Source organism: Microbacterium lemovicicum (assembly GCF_003991875.1).
Lineage (GTDB): Bacteria > Actinomycetota > Actinomycetes > Actinomycetales > Microbacteriaceae > Microbacterium > Microbacterium lemovicicum.
The window spans coordinates 995,519-1,016,590 of the sequence record NZ_CP031423.1 but is presented as its reverse complement, the minus strand read 5'-3'; the positions used below and the strand labels follow the sequence as shown (position 1 = coordinate 1,016,590).

The 21,072-nt window shown below is 70.0% G+C and carries 23 protein-coding genes; 4 read left to right on the top strand and 19 right to left on the bottom strand.

Translation table 11 applies throughout. The annotated features are described in order from the left end of the window. Window positions 1-13: 13 nt before the first annotated feature. Together CVS47_RS04715 and CVS47_RS04710 are read right to left on the bottom strand one after the other, a co-directional pair. Complete coding sequence (locus CVS47_RS04715) at window positions 14-991, bottom strand: aldo/keto reductase (RefSeq protein WP_127095057.1); 978 nt, start codon at window positions 989-991, stop codon at window positions 14-16. 105 nt (window positions 992-1,096) lie between these two features. Continuing rightward, entirely contained in the window at window positions 1,097-1,849 is a 753-nt protein-coding gene (locus tag CVS47_RS04710; RefSeq protein ID WP_127095056.1) for a DUF5684 domain-containing protein, read from the bottom strand. Window positions 1,850-2,007: 158 nt separating this feature from the next. On the opposite strand from CVS47_RS04710, the gene CVS47_RS04705 reads away from it, so the two are divergent. Continuing rightward, a complete protein-coding gene (locus CVS47_RS04705; protein WP_127095055.1) occupies window positions 2,008-2,490 on the top strand; it encodes a DUF4282 domain-containing protein in 483 nt (160 codons plus the stop codon). A 1-nt stretch (window position 2,491) separates the two neighbouring features. Here CVS47_RS04705 and CVS47_RS04700 read toward each other — a convergent pair whose 3' ends face one another. From CVS47_RS04700 to atpB, 9 genes are all read right to left on the bottom strand, one after another. Continuing rightward, window positions 2,492-3,241, bottom strand: a complete 750-nt coding sequence (locus tag CVS47_RS04700; protein WP_127095054.1) for a YaaA family protein — start codon at window positions 3,239-3,241, stop codon at window positions 2,492-2,494. A gap of 97 nt (window positions 3,242-3,338) precedes the next feature. Continuing rightward, entirely contained in the window at window positions 3,339-3,599 is a 261-nt protein-coding gene (locus CVS47_RS04695) for a F0F1 ATP synthase subunit epsilon (RefSeq protein WP_127095053.1), read from the bottom strand. A gap of 1 nt (window position 3,600) precedes the next feature. After that, window positions 3,601-5,049, bottom strand: coding sequence for a F0F1 ATP synthase subunit beta (gene atpD / locus CVS47_RS04690; protein WP_127095052.1), 1,449 nt, complete (start codon window positions 5,047-5,049; stop codon window positions 3,601-3,603). 25 nt (window positions 5,050-5,074) lie between these two features. After that, a complete protein-coding gene (locus CVS47_RS04685; protein ID WP_127095051.1) occupies window positions 5,075-5,971 on the bottom strand; it encodes a F0F1 ATP synthase subunit gamma in 897 nt (298 codons plus the stop codon). Between the two features lie 23 nt (window positions 5,972-5,994). Continuing rightward, window positions 5,995-7,632 carry a F0F1 ATP synthase subunit alpha gene (gene atpA, locus CVS47_RS04680; protein WP_127095050.1) on the bottom strand — a complete coding sequence of 546 codons (1,638 nt, stop codon included), beginning with the start codon at window positions 7,630-7,632 and terminating at the stop codon, window positions 5,995-5,997. A 71-nt stretch (window positions 7,633-7,703) separates the two neighbouring features. After that, window positions 7,704-8,495 (bottom strand): F0F1 ATP synthase subunit delta, encoded by a 792-nt coding sequence (locus CVS47_RS04675; protein WP_127095049.1) that lies wholly within the window; start codon window positions 8,493-8,495, stop codon window positions 7,704-7,706. Then, window positions 8,495-9,070, bottom strand: a complete 576-nt coding sequence (locus CVS47_RS04670; RefSeq protein WP_127095048.1) for a F0F1 ATP synthase subunit B — start codon at window positions 9,068-9,070, stop codon at window positions 8,495-8,497. Before CVS47_RS04670 ends, CVS47_RS04675 begins: the two co-directional genes overlap by 1 nt. 29 nt (window positions 9,071-9,099) lie before the next feature. Beyond that, entirely contained in the window at window positions 9,100-9,336 is a 237-nt protein-coding gene (gene atpE / locus CVS47_RS04665) for a F0F1 ATP synthase subunit C (protein ID WP_127095047.1), read from the bottom strand. Window positions 9,337-9,378: 42 nt separating this feature from the next. Continuing rightward, window positions 9,379-10,071 (bottom strand): F0F1 ATP synthase subunit A, encoded by a 693-nt coding sequence (atpB, locus tag CVS47_RS04660; protein WP_378791070.1) that lies wholly within the window; start codon window positions 10,069-10,071, stop codon window positions 9,379-9,381. On the opposite strand from atpB, the gene CVS47_RS16895 reads away from it, so the two are divergent. Beyond that, window positions 10,037-10,186, top strand: a complete 150-nt coding sequence (locus tag CVS47_RS16895) for a hypothetical protein (RefSeq protein ID WP_241240281.1) — start codon at window positions 10,037-10,039, stop codon at window positions 10,184-10,186. The genes atpB and CVS47_RS16895 overlap by 35 nt on opposite strands. Before the next feature lie 149 nt (window positions 10,187-10,335). Here the strand turns inward: CVS47_RS16895 and CVS47_RS04655 are convergent, their stop codons facing one another. From CVS47_RS04655 to prmC, 4 genes are read right to left on the bottom strand one after another with little or no spacing between them, the layout of a single operon-like run. Continuing rightward, window positions 10,336-10,833, bottom strand: coding sequence for a Cg1360 family ATP-synthase-associated protein (locus CVS47_RS04655; protein WP_127095045.1), 498 nt, complete (start codon window positions 10,831-10,833; stop codon window positions 10,336-10,338). After that, window positions 10,830-11,972 carry an MraY family glycosyltransferase gene (locus CVS47_RS04650; protein ID WP_127095044.1) on the bottom strand — a complete coding sequence of 381 codons (1,143 nt, stop codon included), beginning with the start codon at window positions 11,970-11,972 and terminating at the stop codon, window positions 10,830-10,832. The genes CVS47_RS04655 and CVS47_RS04650 overlap by 4 nt, the downstream gene beginning before the upstream one ends. Further along, complete coding sequence (locus CVS47_RS04645) at window positions 11,969-12,688, bottom strand: L-threonylcarbamoyladenylate synthase (protein WP_127095043.1); 720 nt, start codon at window positions 12,686-12,688, stop codon at window positions 11,969-11,971. The genes CVS47_RS04650 and CVS47_RS04645 overlap by 4 nt, the downstream gene beginning before the upstream one ends. A gap of 43 nt (window positions 12,689-12,731) precedes the next feature. After that, window positions 12,732-13,631, bottom strand: a complete 900-nt coding sequence (gene prmC / locus CVS47_RS04640) for a peptide chain release factor N(5)-glutamine methyltransferase (RefSeq protein WP_127095042.1) — start codon at window positions 13,629-13,631, stop codon at window positions 12,732-12,734. Between the two features lie 107 nt (window positions 13,632-13,738). On the opposite strand from prmC, the gene cysK reads away from it, so the two are divergent. Further along, complete coding sequence (gene cysK, locus CVS47_RS04635) at window positions 13,739-14,677, top strand: cysteine synthase A (protein ID WP_127095041.1); 939 nt, start codon at window positions 13,739-13,741, stop codon at window positions 14,675-14,677. Next, a complete protein-coding gene (gene epsC, locus CVS47_RS04630; RefSeq protein WP_127095040.1) occupies window positions 14,677-15,276 on the top strand; it encodes a serine O-acetyltransferase EpsC in 600 nt (199 codons plus the stop codon). The genes cysK and epsC overlap by 1 nt, the downstream gene beginning before the upstream one ends. A 141-nt stretch (window positions 15,277-15,417) precedes the next feature. Here the strand turns inward: epsC and prfA are convergent, their stop codons facing one another. From prfA to thrC, 4 genes are all read right to left on the bottom strand, one after another. Next, a complete protein-coding gene (gene prfA / locus CVS47_RS04625) occupies window positions 15,418-16,497 on the bottom strand; it encodes a peptide chain release factor 1 (RefSeq protein ID WP_127095039.1) in 1,080 nt (359 codons plus the stop codon). A gap of 20 nt (window positions 16,498-16,517) precedes the next feature. Further along, complete coding sequence (gene rho / locus CVS47_RS04620; RefSeq protein WP_127095038.1) at window positions 16,518-18,848, bottom strand: transcription termination factor Rho; 2,331 nt, start codon at window positions 18,846-18,848, stop codon at window positions 16,518-16,520. 178 nt (window positions 18,849-19,026) lie between these two features. Then, entirely contained in the window at window positions 19,027-19,980 is a 954-nt protein-coding gene (gene thrB / locus CVS47_RS04615) for a homoserine kinase (protein ID WP_127095037.1), read from the bottom strand. After that, window positions 19,977-21,071, bottom strand: a complete 1,095-nt coding sequence (thrC, locus tag CVS47_RS04610) for a threonine synthase (protein WP_127095036.1) — start codon at window positions 21,069-21,071, stop codon at window positions 19,977-19,979. The genes thrB and thrC overlap by 4 nt, the downstream gene beginning before the upstream one ends. Window position 21,072: the final 1 nt, after the last annotated feature.

Genomic DNA, 21,072 nt, shown 5'->3' with positions numbered 1-21,072 from the left:
GCTCCCGCATCCGCTATTCTGCGGGGTCCGCCGGAAGCGGGAACAGGGCGTCGATCGCGGCGAGGTCGGCGCCGTCGGGCGTCCACGCGGCCGCCGCCGCGTTGGCCTCGATCTGCTCGGGGCTCGTCGCTCCCGCGATGACGCTGGACACGGGATCCTGGGCGAGCAGCCACCCGAACGTCGCCTGCAGCATCGTGATGCCCCGCTCGTCGCAGAAGTCGCGATACGCCTCGAGCGCGTCCCAGGGCGCGTCGCTCCAGACATGCGGACGCTGACGCATGATGCGACTGTCCTCCGGTCCCCCCTCGCGCGTGAACTTGCCGGTCAGCAGACCGTTGGCGAGCGGGAAGAAGGGGAAGAACCCGAGTCCGAATCGGCGCGCGGCCGGCAGCACCTCGCGCTCGGCACCGCGCGAGAGCAGCGAGTAGTGGTTCTGTGCCGAGATGTAGCGGATGCCGCGGCCCGGCGCCGTCAGCTCCGCCTCCGCGATCTGCCACCCGGCCAGGTTGGAATGGCCGAAGTAGCGGATCTTGCCCTCGCGTACGAGATCCTCGAGGGCCGAGATCGTCTCCTCGATCGGCGTCTCGGGATCGGGCACATGGAGCTGGTACAGGTCGATCCAGTCCGTCTGCAGTCGCGCCAGCGATGCCTCGACGGCGGTGCGGATGTACGAGCGCGACGCCTTCGATCCGCGCACCGTGTAGCCCATGTCGCGTCCGGGGTGGCCGAACTTCGTGGCCAGCACGACCTCGTCCCGCCGTCCGCGCAGCGCCTCGCCCATGAGCGTCTCGCTCTGACCCGGCTCGCCACCGTACATGTCGGCCGTGTCGAGGAACGTCACGCCCGCCGCGATGGCGGCCGACAGGACGTCGCGCGTGCCGTCCAGCGTCTCGCTGCGCGTGCCGGGCCGGCCGAAGTTGTTGCAGCCCAATCCGACCGCGGAAACGACGAGGCCGGATGCTCCGACGTGGCGTGATGCGGGAGTGCTCATGCCGCCACGCTACCTCCCGCCGGCAGGCGGATCGGCGTCATGGGCACGCCGGAGTCGCGGGAACGACGAAGCGCCCCTCGCGTCGCGAGGGGCGCTTCACTCCGATCAGGTCCGGGGCTGGTCCGGAGCCGCGGGCGGCTCGGGCGAGGCCGGCGGCGGCGGGGGCGTGGTCGGCGGCACCGTGGGCGGCTCCGGGGCGGAGGATGCCGGCGGCGCGGGCGGCGTGTAGCCGGCCGGCGGGGCGGGCGGGACGGAACCGGTGGGCGGCTGGTAGCCGGCCGGGGGCTCGTATCCCGAGGGAGGCTGGTAGCCCGCGGGGGGCTGGTAGCCGGCGGACGCCGCGGCAGAGCCGAGCGCGCTGCTCTGGACGGGGACGCCCTCCCAGACGGTCTTGTCGGCGAGGAAGTTGCCGGCCCACGGCGCGGCCGGGATCGCCGTGTTCCAGCGCGACTTGTCGAAGGCGTTGATGCCGAACCACACGATGGACAGGAAGAAGTACAGGATGAGCCAGACGGCTTCCTTCTGGAGCTTCAGTCCCACGCGCCAGGCGGCGAGGATCGTGTAGACGAAGGTGGCGAGGCCGATGAGGGTGCCGAGCACCGGCACCCAGCCGAGGACGATCGTGCCGCCCCACAGCACCAGGAGCCACCAGGGGCTCAGGTCGCCGAGCTTGACGAAGATCAGGGTGTTGTAGATCGGCACCCAGGCGCGCCACTTGCCCTGCACCCCCGCCTTCTCGAAGATCTTCATGAGGAAGAACGACGAGATGATGTAGCCGGCGATGGCGATGATGAAGACGAAGACGTAGAAGACGGCCAAGACCGCGAAGGCGGCTGCGTCATTCGGATCGGAATACATGCGCGTCCCTTTCATGGAACGGATCGGATGTCGGCGAGGACTGCCCCCCACTGCGATCACATGCTAGCGACGACACCGGTCGGCTGTCAGTCGATTCCCAGGTATGTCGGCGGTCGTTACGCTGAACACGACGCGGAGCGTTCCGCCGAAAGGAAGCCATGAGCAGCGCGATCCCCCCTGTCCCTCCCCTTCCGGCCCAGCCCGCAGCGCAGGCGGCGCGCGAGTCGGCGCGCGGCGAGGGCGACGGCTACGACCCGGCGACCGATCCCGACGACACGGGAGTGCCCTCCCCCGCGGGTTCCGACGCGGCCGCGATCGGCCGGGGATTCCTCCGCGCCCTCTTCGACGTCTCGTTCCGCACGTTCATCACGCGTCGGCTCGCCAGCGTGTTCTACATCGTCGGACTGATCGTCATCGCGATCGGCTTCCTGGTCTACTTCATCGGCGGCATCGTGCGGGGCGCCTCGGCTCTGGGGTACAACCCGGGTGCCGGCGTCTCCCTCATCGTCGCGACGCTCGTGCTCGTGCCGCTGTTCTCGTTCCTCGCCGTGATCGTGCTCCGCTTCCTCATCGAGGCGGTCGTCGCCCTCATCGCCATCGCGGAAAACACCGAGCGCACGGCGGAGAACACCCGCCGCTGATTCAGACGACGAGGTCGAGCTCTCCGGCGCGACCGTGGCGCAGGCGCCAGCCCGCGGCATCCGCCCATCGTCGCAGTCCCGCGATCGACGACACCCGCGGGCGGTGCTCGGCCAGGGAGCGCACGAGCGCACCCTTCGCGTGCTTGTTGAAGTGGTTGAGCGCCCGCGTGGTGCCCGCCTCGGTCTCGGTGACGACGCGGAGGTACACCGAGGGGACGGATGCCGGCACCGGCCCGAGGGCGACGTACGCCTCCGAGCGCAGGTCGAGCACGAAGCCCGGCTGCTCCTCGGCGATCGCCGCGGTCACGACGGCGCCCCACAGGCGCGGGAGCGCGGGAAGCCCCGGCAGCGAGATGCCGGCGCCGAGCCGATAGGCGGGGATGCGCTCGAGCGCGCGGACGGGACCGAACGGCGCCGAGTGGATCGCGACGCTGCGGCCGAGCCAGCGCCGGGCGGCGGCGTCGAGGGATGCCGCGCCCAGCGCGTCGTAGAGGACACCCGTGTAGCGATCCACCGCCGGCAGCCCGGGCGCGCCGGCGAGGGCGGCGTTGACGGCGACCTCGCCCCGCTGCGAGGCGCCCAGCTTCAGCACCCGGGCGGCGTCGTCCGGGACGGCGGACAGCGCGATCAGCGCCGCGACCACGTCCCGCCGCTGCGGCTCCAGCGACGGGAACGACAGCGCCTCGCGGCGCCAGGCGCCGCCCGGGCCGCCGGGGCGCTTGGTCTCCGACGGGGGCAGGAGCACCAGCATCCGTCATCCCTTCATGCGAGAGACCACACCCCCGTCGGGACCCGACGCGATGCGTGCGGTCCCGTCGCGGATGTGGTCTCCCGGCGGATCTGAGGTGTCAGGCGATGAGCGCGGCGTTTCCGGCGACGATCGTGAGGTCGTCGCCCTCCATGGAGAGGAAGCCGTCCTGCGCGTTCGCGAGGATCTTCGAGCCGTCGGCCTGCGTGATGCGGACCTGACCCTCGGCCAGGATGGCCAGCACGGGCTCGTGCCCGGCCATGAAGCCGATCTCGCCCTCGACGGTCTTGGCTATGACGAGCGTCGCCTCCCCCGTCCAGACCTCCGCGTCAGCGGAGACGAGGCTCACCTTGAGCGGCATGTCAGCCGTTCTCCTTCTGGATCTGAGCCCACTTCTCCTCGACGTCACCGATACCGCCGACGTTGAAGAAGGCCTGCTCGGCCACGTGGTCGAAGTCGCCCTTGACGATCGCGTCGAACGACTCGATCGTCTCCTTGATCGGGACCGTGGAGCCCTCGACGCCGGTGAACTTCTTGGCCATGTAGGTGTTCTGCGACAGGAACTGCTGGATGCGGCGCGCACGGGACACGACGACCTTGTCCTCTTCGGAGAGCTCGTCGACACCGAGGATGGCGATGATCTCCTGCAGCTCCTTGTTCTTCTGGAGGATCTGCTTGACCGAGGTGGCCACACGGTAGTGGTCGGCGCCGATGTAGCGCGGGTCGAGGATGCGGCTGGTCGAGGTGAGCGGGTCGACGGCCGGGTAGAGGCCCTTCGACGCGATCTCGCGCGACAGCTCGGTGGTCGCGTCCAGGTGGGCGAACGTGGTCGCCGGCGCCGGGTCGGTGTAGTCGTCGGCGGGGACGTAGATGGCCTGCAGCGACGTGATCGAGTGACCGCGCGTGGAGGTGATGCGCTCCTGGAGCACACCCATCTCGTCGGCGAGGTTGGGCTGGTAGCCCACCGCGGACGGCATGCGGCCGAGGAGCGTGGAGACCTCGGAGCCCGCCTGCGTGAAGCGGAAGATGTTGTCGATGAAGAGCAGGACGTCCTGCTTCTGCACATCGCGGAAGTACTCCGCCATGGTCAGGGCCGACAGGGCGACGCGCAGACGCGTTCCCGGCGGCTCGTCCATCTGGCCGAAGACAAGGGCGGTCTTGTCGAAGACGCCCGCCTCCTCCATCTCGGCGATGAGGTCGTTGCCCTCACGCGTGCGCTCGCCCACACCGGCGAACACCGACACGCCACCGTGGTCCTGCGCGACGCGCTGGATCATCTCCTGGATGAGGACGGTCTTGCCGACGCCGGCGCCGCCGAACAGGCCGATCTTGCCACCCTGCACGTAGGGCGTCAGGAGGTCGATGACCTTGATGCCGGTCTCGAACATGGTCGTCTTGGACTCGAGCTGGTCGAAGCTCGGCGCCTTGCGGTGGATGCCCCAGCGCTCGGTGACCTCGACGGTCTCGCCGGGCTCGCCGTTCAGCACGTCGCCGGTCACGTTGAAGACCTTGCCCTTGGTCACGTCGCCGACGGGGACGGTGATGGGGCCGCCGGTGTCGCGGACGTCCTGACCGCGGACCATGCCGTCGGTCGGCTTCAGCGAGATGGCGCGGACGAGGTCGTCACCCAGGTGCTGGGCGACCTCGAGCGTGATCTCGTTCGACTCGCCGTCGATCACGATGGTGGTCTTCAGCGCGTTGTAGATGTCGGGGATCGAGTCGTGCGGGAACTCGATGTCGACGACGGGGCCCGTGACGCGGGCGACACGCCCGACGACCAGGGCTTGCGTCTTCTCAGCGGTGAGGCTCATGGCTTCATTCTCTTTCGTGTGAGGTCTATTTGCCCGACGAGAGCGCGTCGGCGCCGCCGACGATCTCGGCGATCTGCTGTGTGATCTCGGCCTGACGGGCGTTGTTGCGCAGCCGCGTGTAGTCGGTGATGAGCTTGTCGGCGTTGTCGCTGGCGGACTTCATCGCCTTCTGGGTGGCCGCGTGCTTCGCTGCGGACGACTGCAGGAGGGCGTTGAAGACGCGGCTCTGGATGTAGACGGGCAGGACGGCGTCGAGCACCGTCTCGGCGTCGGGCTCGAACTCGTACAGGGGGTACACCTGCGCGGACGAGGCCTCGTCGGCCTCGACGACCTCGAGCGGGAGCAGGCGGACCTGCTCCGGCGACTGGGTCATCATGCTGACGAAGCGGTTGTACACGAGGTGGATCTCGTCGACGCCGCCGTTGTCACCGCCGCGGTTGTAGGCCGCCAGCAGCACGTCGGCGATCTCCTCCGCGGTGCGGAAGTGAGGCGTGTCGGTGTCACCCGTCCACTCGGCCTCCGTCTGCATGCGACGGAACTGGAAGTACCCCACCGCACGGCGGCCGACGACGTAGTACGCGACCTCCTTGCCCTGCGAGCGGAGCAGCTCCGACAGCTCCAGGCCCTCGCGGAGGATCTGGGAGTTGAAGGCGCCGGCGAGGCCGCGGTCGGAGGCGAAGATGACCACCGCCGACCGGCGGATCACCGGCCGCTCCCGCGTGAGCGGGTGCTCGACGTTGGAGTGCGTCGCCACCGCGGACACCGCACGGGTCACGGCGCGGGCGAAGGGCGAGGATGCCCGAACGCGCGCCATGGCCTTCTGGATGCGCGAGGCGGCGATGAGCTCCATCGCCTTCGTGATCTTCTTGGTCGTCTGGGCAGAGCTGATCTTCTGCTTGTAGACCCGGAGTTGTGCGCCCATGGTTCCTGTCTCGCGGCGCCGCCTTAGCGGCGGCCCTTGACGATCTTCTCCTGGTTGACGTCGCCCGCGTCCGCGGCGGCGATGTCATCGCTGCCCGGCTGGGTCAGCGACTGACCGTCCCCGGCCTGGAACTGCGGGATGAACTCGTCCACCTTCGACGTGAGCTCGGCGACCAGGTCGTCGCTCAGCACGTTGGTGTCGCGCAGCGTCTCGAGGATCGAGGAGTTGCGACGGAGGTAGTCCAGCAGCTCGCGCTCGAAGCGCAGCACGTCCTCGACCGCGATGGTGTCGAGCTTGCCGTTCGTTCCGGCCCAGATCGAGACGACCTGCTCCTCGACGGGGTACGGCGAGTACTGCGGCTGCTTGAGCAGCTCGGTCAGGCGCGCGCCGCGGGAGAGCTGACGACGGGATGCTGCATCCAGGTCGCTCGCGAACATCGCGAACGCCTCGAGCGAGCGGTACTGCGCGAGCTCGAGCTTGAGCGTCCCGGAGACCTTCTTGATCGACTTCACCTGCGCGTCGCCGCCCACGCGGGACACCGAGATGCCCACGTCGACCGCGGGACGCTGGTTGGCGTTGAAGAGGTCGGACTGCAGGAAGATCTGGCCGTCGGTGATCGAGATCACGTTGGTCGGGATGTAGGCCGACACGTCGTTGGCCTTCGTCTCGATGATCGGCAGACCGGTCATCGAGCCGGCGCCGAGAGCGTCGGACAGCTTCGCGCAGCGCTCGAGCAGGCGGGAGTGCAGGTAGAACACGTCGCCGGGGTACGCCTCGCGGCCCGGCGGGCGGCGCAGGAGGAGCGACACGGCGCGGTAGGCCTCGGCCTGTTTGGTCAGGTCGTCGAAGATGATCAGGACGTGCTTGCCCTCGTACATCCAGTGCTGGCCGATGGCCGAGCCGGTGTAGGGGGCGAGGTACTTGAAGCCGGCCGGGTCGGAGGCCGGAGCCGCGACGATCGTCGTGTACTCCATGGCCCCGGCATCCTCGAGCGCGCCCTTGACGGAGGCGATCGTGGAGCCCTTCTGACCGATGGCGACGTAGATGCAGCGGACCTGCTTGTTGACGTCGCCCGACTCCCAGTTGGCCTTCTGGTTGATGATCGTGTCGATCGCGATGGCCGTCTTGCCGGTCTGGCGGTCGCCGATGATCAGCTGACGCTGGCCACGGCCGACGGGGATCATGGCGTCGATGGCCTTGATGCCGGTCTGCAGCGGCTCGTGCACCGACTTGCGCTGCATGACGCCCGGCGCCTGCAGCTCGAGGGCGCGGCGGCCGGTCGTGGCGACCGTGCCGAGTCCGTCGATCGGGTTTCCGAGCGGGTCGACCACGCGGCCGAGGTAGCCGTCGCCGACGGCGACCGACAGCACCTCGCCGGAGCGGGTGACTTCCTGGCCGGCCTCGACGCCGGAGAACTCACCGAGCACCACGACGCCGATCTCGTGCTCGTCGAGGTTCAGGGCGAGGCCCTGGGTGCCGTCGGCGAAGTTCACCAGCTCGTTGGCCATGACGCCGGGAAGACCCTCGACGTGGGCGATGCCGTCGGCGGCGTCGATGACGTAGCCGACCTCGGTCGCCGCGGCGCCCGAGGGCTCGTAGGCGGCGACGAAATCCTTCAGCGCGTCACGGATGACGTCGGGGCTGATCGATAGTTCTGCCATTGTCTTCCCTTTACTCAATGCTTCGGTGTGGGGCTCCGTGCCCCGAAAACTCCGCCTCGCGGCGGCGTGTGTCAGCTTGCGAGACGCTGACGGAGGTCGGCGAGCCGCGACGAGACGCTCGCGTCGATGACGTCGTCGGCGATCTGCACGCGCAGACCCCCGACCACCGACGCGTCGATGACCGTGTTGATCGACACGCGCGTGCCGTACTTCGCCGTCAGGGCGGCGGCCAGCCGGGACGACTGCGCTTCGTTCAGCGGCACAGCCGTCACGACCGTCGCGACGGTGCGTCCCCGCTGGCCTGCGACCGTCTTCATCGCCGCGCTCAGCAGCGAGCGCACCCGGCGGTCGCGGGGCTGACGCACGAGGGAGGTGACGATCAGTGCGGTCGCCTCGCTGACGCGACCGCCCAGGAGCTTCTCGATCAGCGCGGACTTCGCCGCGGCATCCCCCACCCGGCTTCCGAGAGCGAGCTCGAGCTCGGGGTTCTCGGCGACGGTGCGGGAGAACCCGAACAGCTCACCCTCGACGTCGGCGTCGCCGGCGGCCAGGGAGGCCGCGCGGACGGCGAGGTCATCGATGCCGTCGATGAGATCGGACGTCGACGACCAGCGCTGCTGGACGATGGTCGTCAGCAGGTCGAGGGACGCCGGAGACGACACCGCTCCGAAGACGGCCCGCACGAGCGCTTCCCGCGACGCGGGCGTCGCGGACGCGTCCGACAGCGCTCCGCCCAGCTGGGTGGAGTCATCGAGCGCGCGTGCCGCCGCGAACAGATCGCGCGCGACGCCGAGGTCGACGGCCGAGGAGGCATCCAGCGCCGCCGTCGTCGCCGTGCGGGCCTGTGTGGTCGCGCTGCCCATTACGCCCTCGGACCCTGAGCCTGCGCAGCAGACTCGGATGCCTCGAGCTCGGCCAGGAAGCGGTCTACGACGGCCTGCGCCTTCTGGTCGTCGGTGAGCGTCTCGCCGATGACGTTGCCGGCGAGGTCGAGGGCGAGCGTGCCCACCTCGCTGCGCAGCGACACGAGCGCCGTCTGGCGCTCCGCCTCGATCTGCGTGTGCGCGGTCGCGGTCAGACGAGCGGCCTCCGCGGATGCGGTGTCCTTCGCCTCGGCGACGATCTTGCGACCGTCGTCACGGGCGGCCTCGCGGATCTCGCCCGCCTCCTTGCGCGCCGCGGCGAGCTGGGCGGTGTACTCCTCGAGTGCCGCCTCCGCCTTGCGCTGCGCCTCGTCGGCCTTGGCGATGTTGCCCTCGATCGCTGCGGAGCGCTCGTCGAGCAGCTTCTGCATGCGCGGCAGGACGATCCGCCAGAACACGAAGAGGATGACGACGAAGCAGACTGCCGACCAGATGATGTCGTAGACCGCTGGGATCAGCGGGTTCGTCGGCGTGCCGCCCTCTTCTGCGGCGACCGTGACAAGAGCGCTCAGCATCCTGTCTCCTTAAGTCGAGTGCGGATGGCTTAGAAGCCGAAGATGAAGCCGGTGGCGATGCCGATGAACGCCAGCGCCTCGGTGAAGGCGATACCGATGAACATCAGGACCTGCAGGCGGCCGGCCAGCTCGGGCTGACGGGCGACGCCCTCGATCGTCTTGCCGACGACGATGCCCACACCGATGGCGGGGCCGATGGCGGCGAGGCCGTATCCGATCGTCGCGACCGAGCCGGTCACTTCAGCGAGAACCGTAGTTGCGTCCACGGGGGTTTTTCCTTTCGTAGGGGGCGGCGGTTGCCGACCCGATCAGTGCTCGTCCGCGACCGCGAGCTGGATGTAGACCGCGGTGAGGATGGCGAAGACGTAGGCCTGGAGGAAGGCCACGAGGATTTCGAAGAGGGTGAAGGCGAAGCCGAACGCCAGCGTTCCGACGCCGAGCAGCGACCAGAAGCCGCTCAGGGTGACGATGAAGAACTGGGTGGCCGCGAAGAACAGCACCAGCATGAGGTGCCCGACGATCATGTTCATCAGCAGTCGGAGCGTCAGCGTGACGGGCCGGATGATGAAGGTCGAGAGGAACTCGAGCGGGATGATCAGGATGTAGAGGAACCACGGCAGCCCGGGGGGCATCAGCGAGTTCTTGAAGAAGTTGCCCGGGCTCTTGCGGACACCGGCGTAGATGAAGGTCACGTAGGCGACGATCGCGAGCAGGAGGGGCACGGCGATCACGCTGGTGCCGGCGATGTTCAGGAACGGGATGATTCCCGTCAGGTTCATGAACAGGATCATGAAGAAGAACGTCGTCAGGATCGGCAGGAAGCGGTTGCCGTCCTTGCGCCCGAGGAGGTCGTGCGCGATGTTGACGCGGACGAAGTCGAGGCCCATCTCGACGATGCTCTGGAACCTGCCCGGAACGAGCTTCATGCGGCGCGTGCCGAGGATGAAGACCAGGATCAGCACGGCCGTGGCCAGCATCTGGATCAGGTTGATGCGCGTGATCGCGAAGATGGTGCCGTCGAAGAAGATGGCGTCGGGGAAGAATTCCTCGATCGAGGGCGGGTGGAAGCCGCTATCGTCCGATTCGGCGGCAATGGCGATCAGGCTCGCGACGTGAGTAAACAGCGCTGGCTCCAGCTCAGGGGCACAGGCTCAGGCCGGTGCGACGATGGTCGGTGAGTCACTCCGCAGAATCCCAGCAAGAATACGGCTGAGGGGGCGGGCGCAGTCTCCACCCTACCAAACTCGCGCGGGCCGGATGTGCGCTCAGACGGCGCCGGTGTCTCCACGTCGAGAGACCGGAGCCTCGTCGTCGACGACGGCCGTCGGCAGCCGGCCGTCGCTCACGGTGGGAACGCGCATGCGCAGCAGCACGACGACGTCGACGACCAGCGATGCGATCACGGACGTCACGACCGCGATGAAGAAGATCATCGGATCGATCCAGGGCTGGCCTCGCAGCAGCAGGAGCGCGACGACGAAGACGACGAGCTTGAGGATCCAGCCGCCCAGCACGATCCCGAAGAAGATCGGCACGTAGAGCGCATCTCCGAACCAGCGGTTGGCGATGAGGATGCTGCCGGCGGTGATGGCCAGGAAGACCGCCGACAGCACGACGCCGAGGAGGCCGCTCCCGAGGCCCTCCCCTCCTCCGACGAGGAAGCCCACGACGCCGAAGACGACGGCGAGGACGGCGGCGACGATCGCGGACCACACCAGGGCGGTGCGGAGGATCGGCGTGCTCGTGACGGGACTGGGGCTCATGGGAGGGACTCCTGGTGAGGGGTGCGGTGGGAGGGCAGCAGGGTGACGGCGAGGCAGGCGGCCACGCCGACGACGCCGAAGGCGACGCCGATGAGGTACTCCCCCGGCCAATCCTCCTGCGTGCCGATGTACATCAGCAGGACGGCGAGACCGACGACGGCCGTCCACGCGTAGAAGATGAGGACCGCGTCACGGTCCGAGTGGCCCATGTCCAGCATCCGGTGGTGAAGATGCTTGCGATCCGGGGAGAAGGGCGACTTGCCGGCGCTCATGCGACGGATGACCGCGAGGCCGAAGTCGAGCAGGGGCAGCAGCACGACGACGATGGGCAGCAGGATCGGGATGAACGCACCCAGCAGCTGGGAGCGGCCGAACTCCGCCGGGTCGAGGACCGCGGGCTCGAGCTGGCCGGTGATGGCGATGGCCGAGCAGGCCATCAGCAGGCCGAGCATGAGCGCACCGGAGTCGCCCATGAAGAGCTTGGCGGGGCTCCAGTTGAGCGGCAGGAATCCCACGCACGCGCCGATCAGCACGGCGGCGATGAAGGACGCGAGGTTGAAGAACGAGTTGGCGCCGATGTCGCGGACGAGGATGTACGAGTAGGCGAAGAAGATGACGTTCGCGATGAGGCAGACGCCGGCGACCAGTCCGTCGAGGCCGTCGATGAAGTTGACGGCGTTCATCACGATCACGATCGAGAAGACGGTCAGCGTGAAGCTCACCCAGCTCGAGACCGTGAGTCCGCCGATCGGGAGCGTGTAGATCTGCAGCTCGCCGAACCACGCGATGATGCCGGCGGCGAGGAACTGCGCGCCGAGCTTGATCATCCAGTCGAGGTCCCACAGATCGTCGGCGACACCGACCAGCACGATGATGAGCGTCGCGGCGAGGATCGACAGCACGGCCTTCGGGTCGGCCCAGAAGATCGAGAAGAACGGATGATGGGCCGACACCGCGAAGGCGGCGCACACCCCGAGGAACATCGCGATGCCGCCCAGCCGGGGCGTCGGCGTCTTGTGGACATCGCGTTCGCGGATGCCCGGATAGAGCTTGAAGCGCAGGCTCAGTCGCCACACCGCCCACGAGAGCGTCAGCGTGATCGCCGCCGTGAGGATGATGACGAAGACGTACTGCTTCACGCGTGCGGGTCCTCGGCGACCGCCGTCTCGCGCGCGCCCTCGCGAACGGGGTCGGGCTCGAGGAGGTCGCCCAGGACCGAGCGCAGGGCGGCGAGTCCGACGGCGCCCTCCCGCAGGACCGTCACCCGCGGGTCGTCCTGCCCGCCGACGAGGCGCGTCGCGTCGATGATGGTCGAGGCGATGCCGGTGCGCGACGGGCCGCCGTCCAGGTACACCGAGACGCTGTCGCCGAGCATGGCCTGCGCGTCGGCGGCCATGATCGCGGCGGCCTTGCCTGTGAGATTCGCGCTGGAGACCGCGAGCGGACCGGTGTCCTCCAGCAGCTCGAGGGCCAGGCGGTTGTCGGGCATGCGCACGGCGACCGTGCCGTTCGTGTCGCCGAGATCCCACGACAGCGACGGCTGCGACGGCAGCACGATGGTCAGACCTCCGGGCCAGAAGCTCTCGACGAGTCTCTCGACGGCCTCCGGCAGCTCGGCGACGAGCGCGCGGAGCGTGGTCGAGCCGGCGACCAGCACCGGCGGGGGCGACTGCCGCCCGCGGCCCTTGGCCTCCAGCAGGCCCTGCACGGCGCGCGCGTTGAACGCGTCGGCGGCGATGCCGTAGACGGTGTCGGTCGGCAGGACGACGAGCTCCCCCCGGCCGATGGCCTGACGGGCGTGGCGCATGCCGGGGAGCAGTTGCGCCTCGTCGCGGCAGTCGTAGAGAGAGGACATGGCGCGCTCATTCTACGGGCGGGAACCCCGCATGCCGTGCGCGTCAGGGCCGGAGGGCGGTGGTGGCGCGGTCGCGCATCGTGAGGTCGGGATGGGTGGATGCCGCGCGCCACCCGTCCGCGGACAGGATGCCCCGGATCGCCTCGCCCTGCCACTCCCCGTGCTCGAGCACGATCGTGCCGCCGGGGTGGGCCAGCCGCAGGCCGACGCGACTGAGGATGCGCACGACGTCGAGACCGTCCGGCCCCCCGTACAGCGCGGCGGGGGGATCGAAGAGTCGCACCTCCGGGTCGCGCGGGATCGCGGCATCCGGCACATACGGAGGGTTCGACACGACGACCGAGACGGTCCCGTCGAGCTCGGGGAACGCGTGCTCCAGGTCGGCGTCCACGAGCTGCGCGTTGTCGGCGCCGACCCGCGCGAAGTTCTCCGTCGTCCACGGAAGCGCGTCGGCGGAGTTCTCCGCGGCGTAGACGCGGGCGTGCGGCACCTCCGTTGCGAGGGCGAGGGCGATCGCGCCGCTCCCGGTGCCGAGGTCGACGGCGATCGGAGAGGGGGATGCCGCGGCCATCAGCGCGTCGACGGCGAGCTGCGCGACCATCTCGGTCTCGGGCCGCGGCACGAACACGCCGGGGCCGACGCGCAGCTCGAGGTGGCGGAAGGGCGCCGTGCCGGTGAGGTGCTGGAGGGGCTCGCGCGTCGCACGGCGACGGGTGAGCGCGCGCAGCGCGTCGTCGTGCTCGGGCGCGAGCAGGTCGCCGCGGATGGCGGCCGCCTGCACGCCCCCCCGACCGACGCCGAGGACGTGCGCCGCGAGGAGGTCGGCGTCGACGTCCGGATCCGGCACGCCGGCGGCGGCCAGCGCCTGCACGGCCTCGCGGAGCGCGGCGGAGAGCGAGACGGCGCGTGACGGCTCGGCAGGGGTGTTCGGGAGCGTGGTCATGGCGATCACCCAGCCTAGGCGGCCTGTCACACAGGAACCTCTGCGGGCGCGCTCCCGTAGGCTGAGCGAGCGTATCGCCGCCCCGCCCGCCCCGCGAAAGGCCTGTCATGACCGGCATCCATCCCGACATCACCACCGCCTTCGGCAACACCCCGCTGGTAAAGCTCAACCGCGTCGCCGAGGGGGTGGACGCGCAGATCCTCGCGAAGCTCGAGTTCTACAACCCGGCCTCCAGCGTCAAGGACCGCCTGGGCATCGCGATCGTCGACGCCGCGGAGGCGTCCGGCGAGCTGAAGCCGGGCGGCACCATCGTCGAGGCGACGAGCGGCAACACCGGCATCGCCCTGGCGATGGTGGGAGCCGCCCGCGGCTACAAGGTGATCCTGACGATGCCCGCCTCGATGTCGAAGGAGCGCCGGCTGCTGCTGAAGGCGTTCGGCGCCGAGCTCGTGCTCACCGACCCGACCAAGGGCATGACCCAGGCCGTCGGCGAGGCCGAGGAGATCGCGGCCCGCACCCCCGGCGCCGTGCTGGCCAAGCAGTTCGCGAATGAGGCGAACCCCGCGATCCACCGCAAGACCACGGCCGAGGAGATCCTCCGCGACACCGACGGCAAGGTCGACTACTTCGTCGCCGGCATCGGCACGGGCGGCACCATCACCGGCGTCGGACAGGTGCTCAAGGAGCGCGTGCCCGGCGTGAAGGTCATCGCCGTCGAGCCCAAGGACTCCCCCATGCTCACGGAGGGGCACCCCGGCCCGCACAAGATCCAGGGCATCGGACCGAACTTCGTGCCGCAGATCCTCGACCGTGACGTGATCGACGAGGTCATCGACGTCGAGTTCGACGACGCCATCCGCCTGGCGCGCGAGACGGCCTCGAAGGACGGCATTCTGGTCGGCATGTCGAGCGGTGCGGCGATCTGGGCCGCGCTCGAGGTCGCGAAGCGCCCCGAGGCCGCCGGCAAGAACATCGTCGTGATCATTCCGTCCTTCGGCGAGCGCTACCTCTCCACCGCGCTCTACGAAGACCTGCGCGAGGACTGATGCCGCTCCCCGGTCTGCTGTCGGGCGTGCGCGTCGCCGTCTCGCGGATGCGCGAGGATGTCGCGGCCGCGCGCCTGCGCGACCCCGCCGCCCGGAGCGGCCTCGAGATCGCCGCGCTGTATCCCGGCCTGCACGCCGTGTGGGCGTACCGGGTGTGGCACGCCTTGTGGGTGCGCGGCATCCGCTTCCCGGCGCGCGCCGGCTCGCAGGTCACGCGCGCGCTGACCGGCGTCGAGATCCACCCCGGCGCCGTGATCGGCCGACGGTTCTTCATCGACCACGGCATGGGCGTCGTCGTCGGAGAGACGGCCGAGGTCGGCGACGACGTGATGCTGTACCACGGCGTCACCCTCGGCGGACGGCAGCGCGAGGGCGGCAAGCGCCACCCCACCGTCGGCGACCGCGTCGCGGTCGGGGCGGGTGCCAAGGTGCTCGGGCCGATCACGATCGGCGCGGACTCGGTCATCGGCGCGAATGCGGTGGTGACCCGGGATGCTCCGGAAGGCAGCATCCTCGTCGGCGTCCCCGCGAAGCCCCGCGCGCGGCGCGAGGGTCTCGACACCCGCGCCCTGCTGACCGCGCCCGACTACATCATCTGACGCCCGCTCGCCCGTCTGCTCGTCCGCTCGTCCGCTCGTCCGCTCGTCCGCGAGACTGCAGCGGCGCGGCGAAACATAGGGTCGCACCCGACGTGTGGCCGGTCGGGTGCAGTCTCGCGGTCAGTGCTGACGCGGGGCGGGTCAGGAGTCCTGGCCGAGGGAGGCCAGACGCTCCTCCTCATCGGCGGCGATGCACGACTCGATGATCGGGCCGAGGGCGCCGTCCATCACCTGGTCGAGGTTGTACGCCTTGTAGCCGGTGCGGTGATCGGCGATGCGGTTCTCAGGGAAGTTGTACGTGCGGATCCGCTCGGAGCGGTCCATGCCGCGGATCTGCGACTTGCGGGCGTCGGATGCCGCGGCATCCAGCTCCTCCTGCTGCCGAGCGAGGATGCGGGCACGGAGCACGCGCATGCCGGCCTCGCGGTTCTGCAGCTGCGACTTCTCGTTCTGCATCGACACGACGATGCCGGTCGGCAGGTGGGTGATGCGCACCGCGGAGTCGGTCGTGTTGACGGACTGTCCACCCGGACCCGAGGAGCGGAACACGTCGATCTTGAGGTCGTTCGGGCTGATCTCGACCTCGTCGGGCTCGTCGACCTCGGGGAAGACGAGCACGCCGGTCGTGGAGGTGTGGATGCGCCCCTGCGACTCGGTCGCCGGCACCCGCTGCACGCGGTGCACGCCGCCCTCGTACTTGAGGTGCGCCCACACGCCCTGCGCGGGGTCGGCGGAGGAGCCCTTGATCGCGACCTGCACGTCCTTGTAGCCGCCGAGGTCGGACTCGGTGCGCTCCAGGAGCTCGGTCTTCCAGCCGCGGGATGCCGCGTACTGGAGGTACATGCGGAGGAGGTCGGCCGCGAACAGCGCACTCTCGGCGCCGCCCTCGCCGCCCTTGATCTCCATGATGACGTCGCGGGCGTCGTCGGGATCGCGCGGGATCAGGAGCCGCCGCAGCTTCTCCTGCGTCTCGGCGACGCGCTCCTCGAGAGCGGGCACCTCCTCGGCGAACGCGTCGTCCTCGCGGGCGAGTTCGCGCGCGGCCTCGAGGTCATCGGATGCCGCGGCCCACGCGTCGTGGGCCGCGACGATGCGACTGAGCTCGGCGTACCGGCGATTGACCCGCTTGGCGCGCGCCGCATCGGCGTGCACGGCGGGATCGCTGAGCTCCTCCTGGACGGCCTTGTGCTCATCGAGGAGCGGCTTCACGGAGTCGAACACGGTGTGCTCCTCCCCGCGGATCAGCGGATGTTGTTCTCGTGCCCGTGGCTGTGGCCGGTCGGCGTCGGGATCGACTTCTGCATCTGCACGAGGAATTCGACGTTGCTCGAGGTCTCCTTGAGCTTGCCGAGCACGACCTCGAGGGCCTGCTGCGTGTCGAGGCCGGCGAGGGCGCGACGCAGCTTCCAGGTGATCTTGACCTCGTCGGCCGACAGCAGCATCTCCTCGCGGCGCGTGCTGGAGGCGTTGACGTCGACCGCGGGGAAGATCCGCTTGTCGGCCAGCTGGCGCGACAGGCGCAGCTCGCTGTTGCCGGTGCCCTTGAACTCCTCGAAGATGACCTCGTCCATCTTGGAACCGGTCTCCACGAGCGCGGTCGCGAGGATGGTGAGCGATCCGCCGTTCTCGATGTTGCGCGCGGCGCCGAAGAAGCGCTTGGGCGGGTACAGCGCCGAAGCGTCGACGCCGCCGGTCAGCACGCGGCCGGAGGTCGGCGCGGAGATGTTGTACGCGCGGCCCAGACGGGTGATCGAGTCGAGCAGCACGACGACGTCGCGACCGAGCTCCACGAGGCGCTTCGCGCGCTCGATGGCGAGCTCGGCGACCGTGGTGTGGTCTTCCGCGGGGCGGTCGAAGGTCGAGGCGATGACCTCGCCCTTCACGGTGCGCTGCATGTCGGTGACCTCTTCGGGCCGCTCGTCGACGAGCACGACCATGAGGTGCACCTCGGGGTTGTTCGTCGCGATCGCGTTGGCGATCTGCTGCAGCACGATGGTCTTGCCGGCCTTGGGGGGCGCGACGATGAGGCCGCGCTGGCCCTTTCCGATCGGCGCCACGAGGTCGATGATGCGCTGCGTCAGCTTCTCGGGAGCCGTCTCGAGGCGCAGGCGGTCCTGCGGGTAGAGCGGCGTGAGCTTGCCGAACTCGACGCGGTCGCCGGCGTCTTCGGCCGAGAGGCCGTTGACCGAGTCGACCTTGACCAGCGCGTTGTACTTCTGGCGGGTGGACTGCTCGCCCTCGCGCGGCTGCTTGATCGCGCCGACGACGGCGTCGCCCTTGCGGAGGTTGTACTTCTTCACCTGGCCGAGCGAGACGTAGACGTCGCTCGTGCCGGGGAGGTAGCCGCTGGTGCGGACGAAGGCGTAGTTGTCGAGCACGTCGAGGATGCCGGCGATCGGGATGAGGACGTCGTCCTCGGTGATCTCGGTCTCGAACTCGTCGCCGTTGGCGTTGGGCGCACCGCGACGCTTGGCGTTGTTGTTGCGCTGCTGCTGCTGCTGCCGGCCGCGGCCGTTGACCGGAGCGTCGTCCTGGTCGGCCTGTGCCTGCGCGGGGACGTTGCCGCCCTGTGCCGTCTGCGGGGCGTTGCCCTGCTGGGCGTTGCCGTTCTGGACGTTGCCGTTCTGGGGCGCGTTGCCGTTGGCGTTGCCGTTGGCGTTGCCGCCACGGCTGCGGCTGCGGTTGCGGCTCCGGCTGCGTCCGCGGTTGGACCCGGAGTCGGATCCGTCGCCGTCGCCGTTCGCGTCGGCGCCGTCGTCGTCGCCCTGGGTGTTCTGGGCGTTCGAGGCCGACGTGTTCTGAGTCCGCTCGTCGGCGTCGGCGTCAGCGGTGGGCTGCGCGTCGTCGGCGGCCGGGGCGGCGTCAGCAGCCTCGGTCTCGTCGGCAGGCGCCTGCGCGGCGCGGGCGTTGCGGCCGCGGCCGGTCGAGCGACCCGACCGGGCGGGGGCGCGCTCGGTCGTGGCGGCGGGCGCCTCGTCGGACGACGTGCTGTCGGCGGCGGCGGTCTCGGACGCAGCGGAGGCGTCGGCCGTCTCGGCCGGAGCGCCGGCGTCCGAAGAAGCGGTGTCGGAGGCAACGGCGTCGGATGCCGCGGCCTCGGCCGGAGCGGCGTCGGTCGCGCCGGCGGCGGTCTCGGCAGCCGGCGTCTCGGCCGCGGTCTCGGCCGGAGCGGCGGGCAGGTCGGAGCTCTTGGCCCGGCGCGGGGCGCGTTTGCGCGGCGCCTTGGCCGGCTTCTCGTCGGCGACGGCCTCGGCCGTCTCGACGGGCACGTCGGCCGGCGTCGGGTCCTCAGCCGGAGCGTCGGCGACCGGCTCGGCCGGAGCAGCGTCGGCAGCGACAGCGTCGGCAGCCGAAGCGTCCGCGGCGGTCTCGGTCGCAGCATCCGGAGCGACCTCAGCGGTCTCGTCCTCGGCGGGCTCGACCTCCGCGGCCTCATCGGCCGGAGCGTCGTCCGCCGGAGCGGTGGTGGTGTCGGCGTTCGAAGCGCCGGTGCCGTTCTCCTCGGTGGCGGACGCGTCTACGCGCTCGTCGGCCGAAGGCTCAGCAGCATGGATCTCGGAGATGGACTCCACGAGTTCTCCCTTTGTGAAGCGGGTGGATGTGCACGACCGCATGAGGATCCGTACATGACGGATCCGTGCCCGCGATGCCTTCGACGGTGGGGGCGGCCCGAAGGCCGCGTTCTTCCCGTCAGTGGCTGAGGGGTATGCAGTGCTGTCGCAGATTTGCGCCGGAGGCCAGATTCACGTGTTACGTGGAACCCTCCGTGTACTCCTTCACTGTACCACCCTTGAAGTCGACGGCCAGCATGCGGGCGTCCCAGGGAGTGTCGACGACGGAGTGCGCGAGATCGGCCGCTTCGAGGCGTCTGCCGGCGCCGTCTGCCAGCACGAGCACGCTGGGACCTGCCCCGGAGACGACGGCAGCGAAGCCCTCCGCACGGAGTGCCCGCACCAGTCGGTCGGTCTCGGGCATGGCCTGGGCGCGGTAGTTCTGGTGCAGCTTGTCCTCGGTGGCGGCCAGCAGCAGCTCGGGACTCTGCGTCAGCGCCGCGATGAGCAGCGCAGAGCGCGACACGTTGAAGACCGCGTCCTCACGGGGCACGTTCAGGGGGTTGAGGCTGCGCGCCACGCTCGTGGACATCGTGAATTCGGGCACGAACACCAGGGGCGAGACGCCGCGGTGCACGAGGAGCTTCTTGTGCTGCGGACCGGTCTCGTCGACCCAGGCGATCGTCAGCCCGCCGAACAGGGCGGGGGCGACGTTGTCGGGGTGCCCCTCCAGCTCTGTCGCGAGACGCAGGAGAGCGTCGGCGTCGAGCTCGACCTCGGGCTCGAGCAGCCCCTTCGCGGCGAGCAGCCCGGCCACGACGGCGGCGCCGGACGACCCGAGTCCCCGGCCGTGCGGCACGGCGTTGACAGCCTCGAGGCGGACGCCCGGGAGCGGGCGGCCGACAGAGGCGAAGGCATGCGCCATCGCCCGCACGACGAGGTGCGAGGCATCCATCGGAACGGATGCCGCGCCCTCTCCCGTCACGTGGATCTCGAGGCCGTCGTGACCGAGCTCGGTCACGACGAGCTCGTCGTACACGCTCAGCGCGAGGCCGAGGGTGTCGAAGCCCGGACCGAGGTTCGCGCTGGTGGCGGGAACGCGCACGTGCACCGAGCGGTGCCCGGCGCGCTCCCCGCCGCCGGCTGCGTTCACGCGGGCGTTCCCGCGGAGGTCGGGACGAGCTCCAGCACGGATGCGACCTCGGAGGTCGCGGCATCCACGACCGTCGGCGTCACGTCGCTGCCGTCGGCGTTGCGGAGGGCCCACTGCGGGTCCTTGAGGCCGTGGCCCGTGACGGTCAGGACGACGCGCGAGCCGGCCGGGATGAGGCCCTGCTCGGCGCGATCCATCAGACCGGCGACGCTGATCGCGGAGGCGGGCTCGACGAAGATGCCCACCTCGGACGACAGCAGCTTCTGCGCGGCCAGGATGCGGGCGTCGTCGATGGCGCCGAACCAGCCGTCGGTCGCGTCGCGCGCCTCGAGGGCGAGCTCCCACGATGCGGGGTTGCCGATGCGGATCGCGGACGCGATCGTCTCGGGGTTGCGCACGACCTCGCCGCGGACGAGCGGCGCGGAGCCCTCGGCCTGGAAGCCGAACATGCGCGGCACCTTGGTCGCGACGCCGCGGTCGGCCTCCTCGCGGTAGCCGCGCGAGTAGGCCGTGTAGTTGCCGGCGTTGCCGACGGGGATGAAGTGGAAGTCGGGCGCGTCGCCGAGCACCTCGACGACCTCGTAGGCGGCGGTCTTCTGCCCCTCGATGCGGTCGGGGTTGACGGAGTTGACGAGGTGCACCGGGTAGTGGTCGGCGAGCTCGCGCGCGATCTCGAGGCAGTCGTCGAAGTTGCCGCGGATCTGGATGAGGCGGCCGTTGTGCGCGACGGCCTGGCTGAGCTTGCCCATCGCGATCTTGCCTTCGGGCACGAGCACGGCGGCGGTGATGCCGGCGTGCGCGGCGTAGGCGGCGGCCGACGCCGAGGTGTTGCCCGTGGAGGCGCAGATCACGGCCTTCGCTCCGTGCTCGACCGCGCGGGACAGCGCGACGGTCATGCCGCGGTCCTTGAACGAGCCGGTGGGGTTCATGCCCTCGAACTTCACCCACACGTCGGCGCCCGTGCGCTGCGACAGCGCGGGAGCGGGCAGGAGCGGCGTGCCGCCCTCGCCGAGCGTCACCACCGTCGAGTCGTCGGTCACGCCGAGCCGGTCGGCGTATTCGCGGAGGACTCCGCGCCAGAGGTGTGCCATG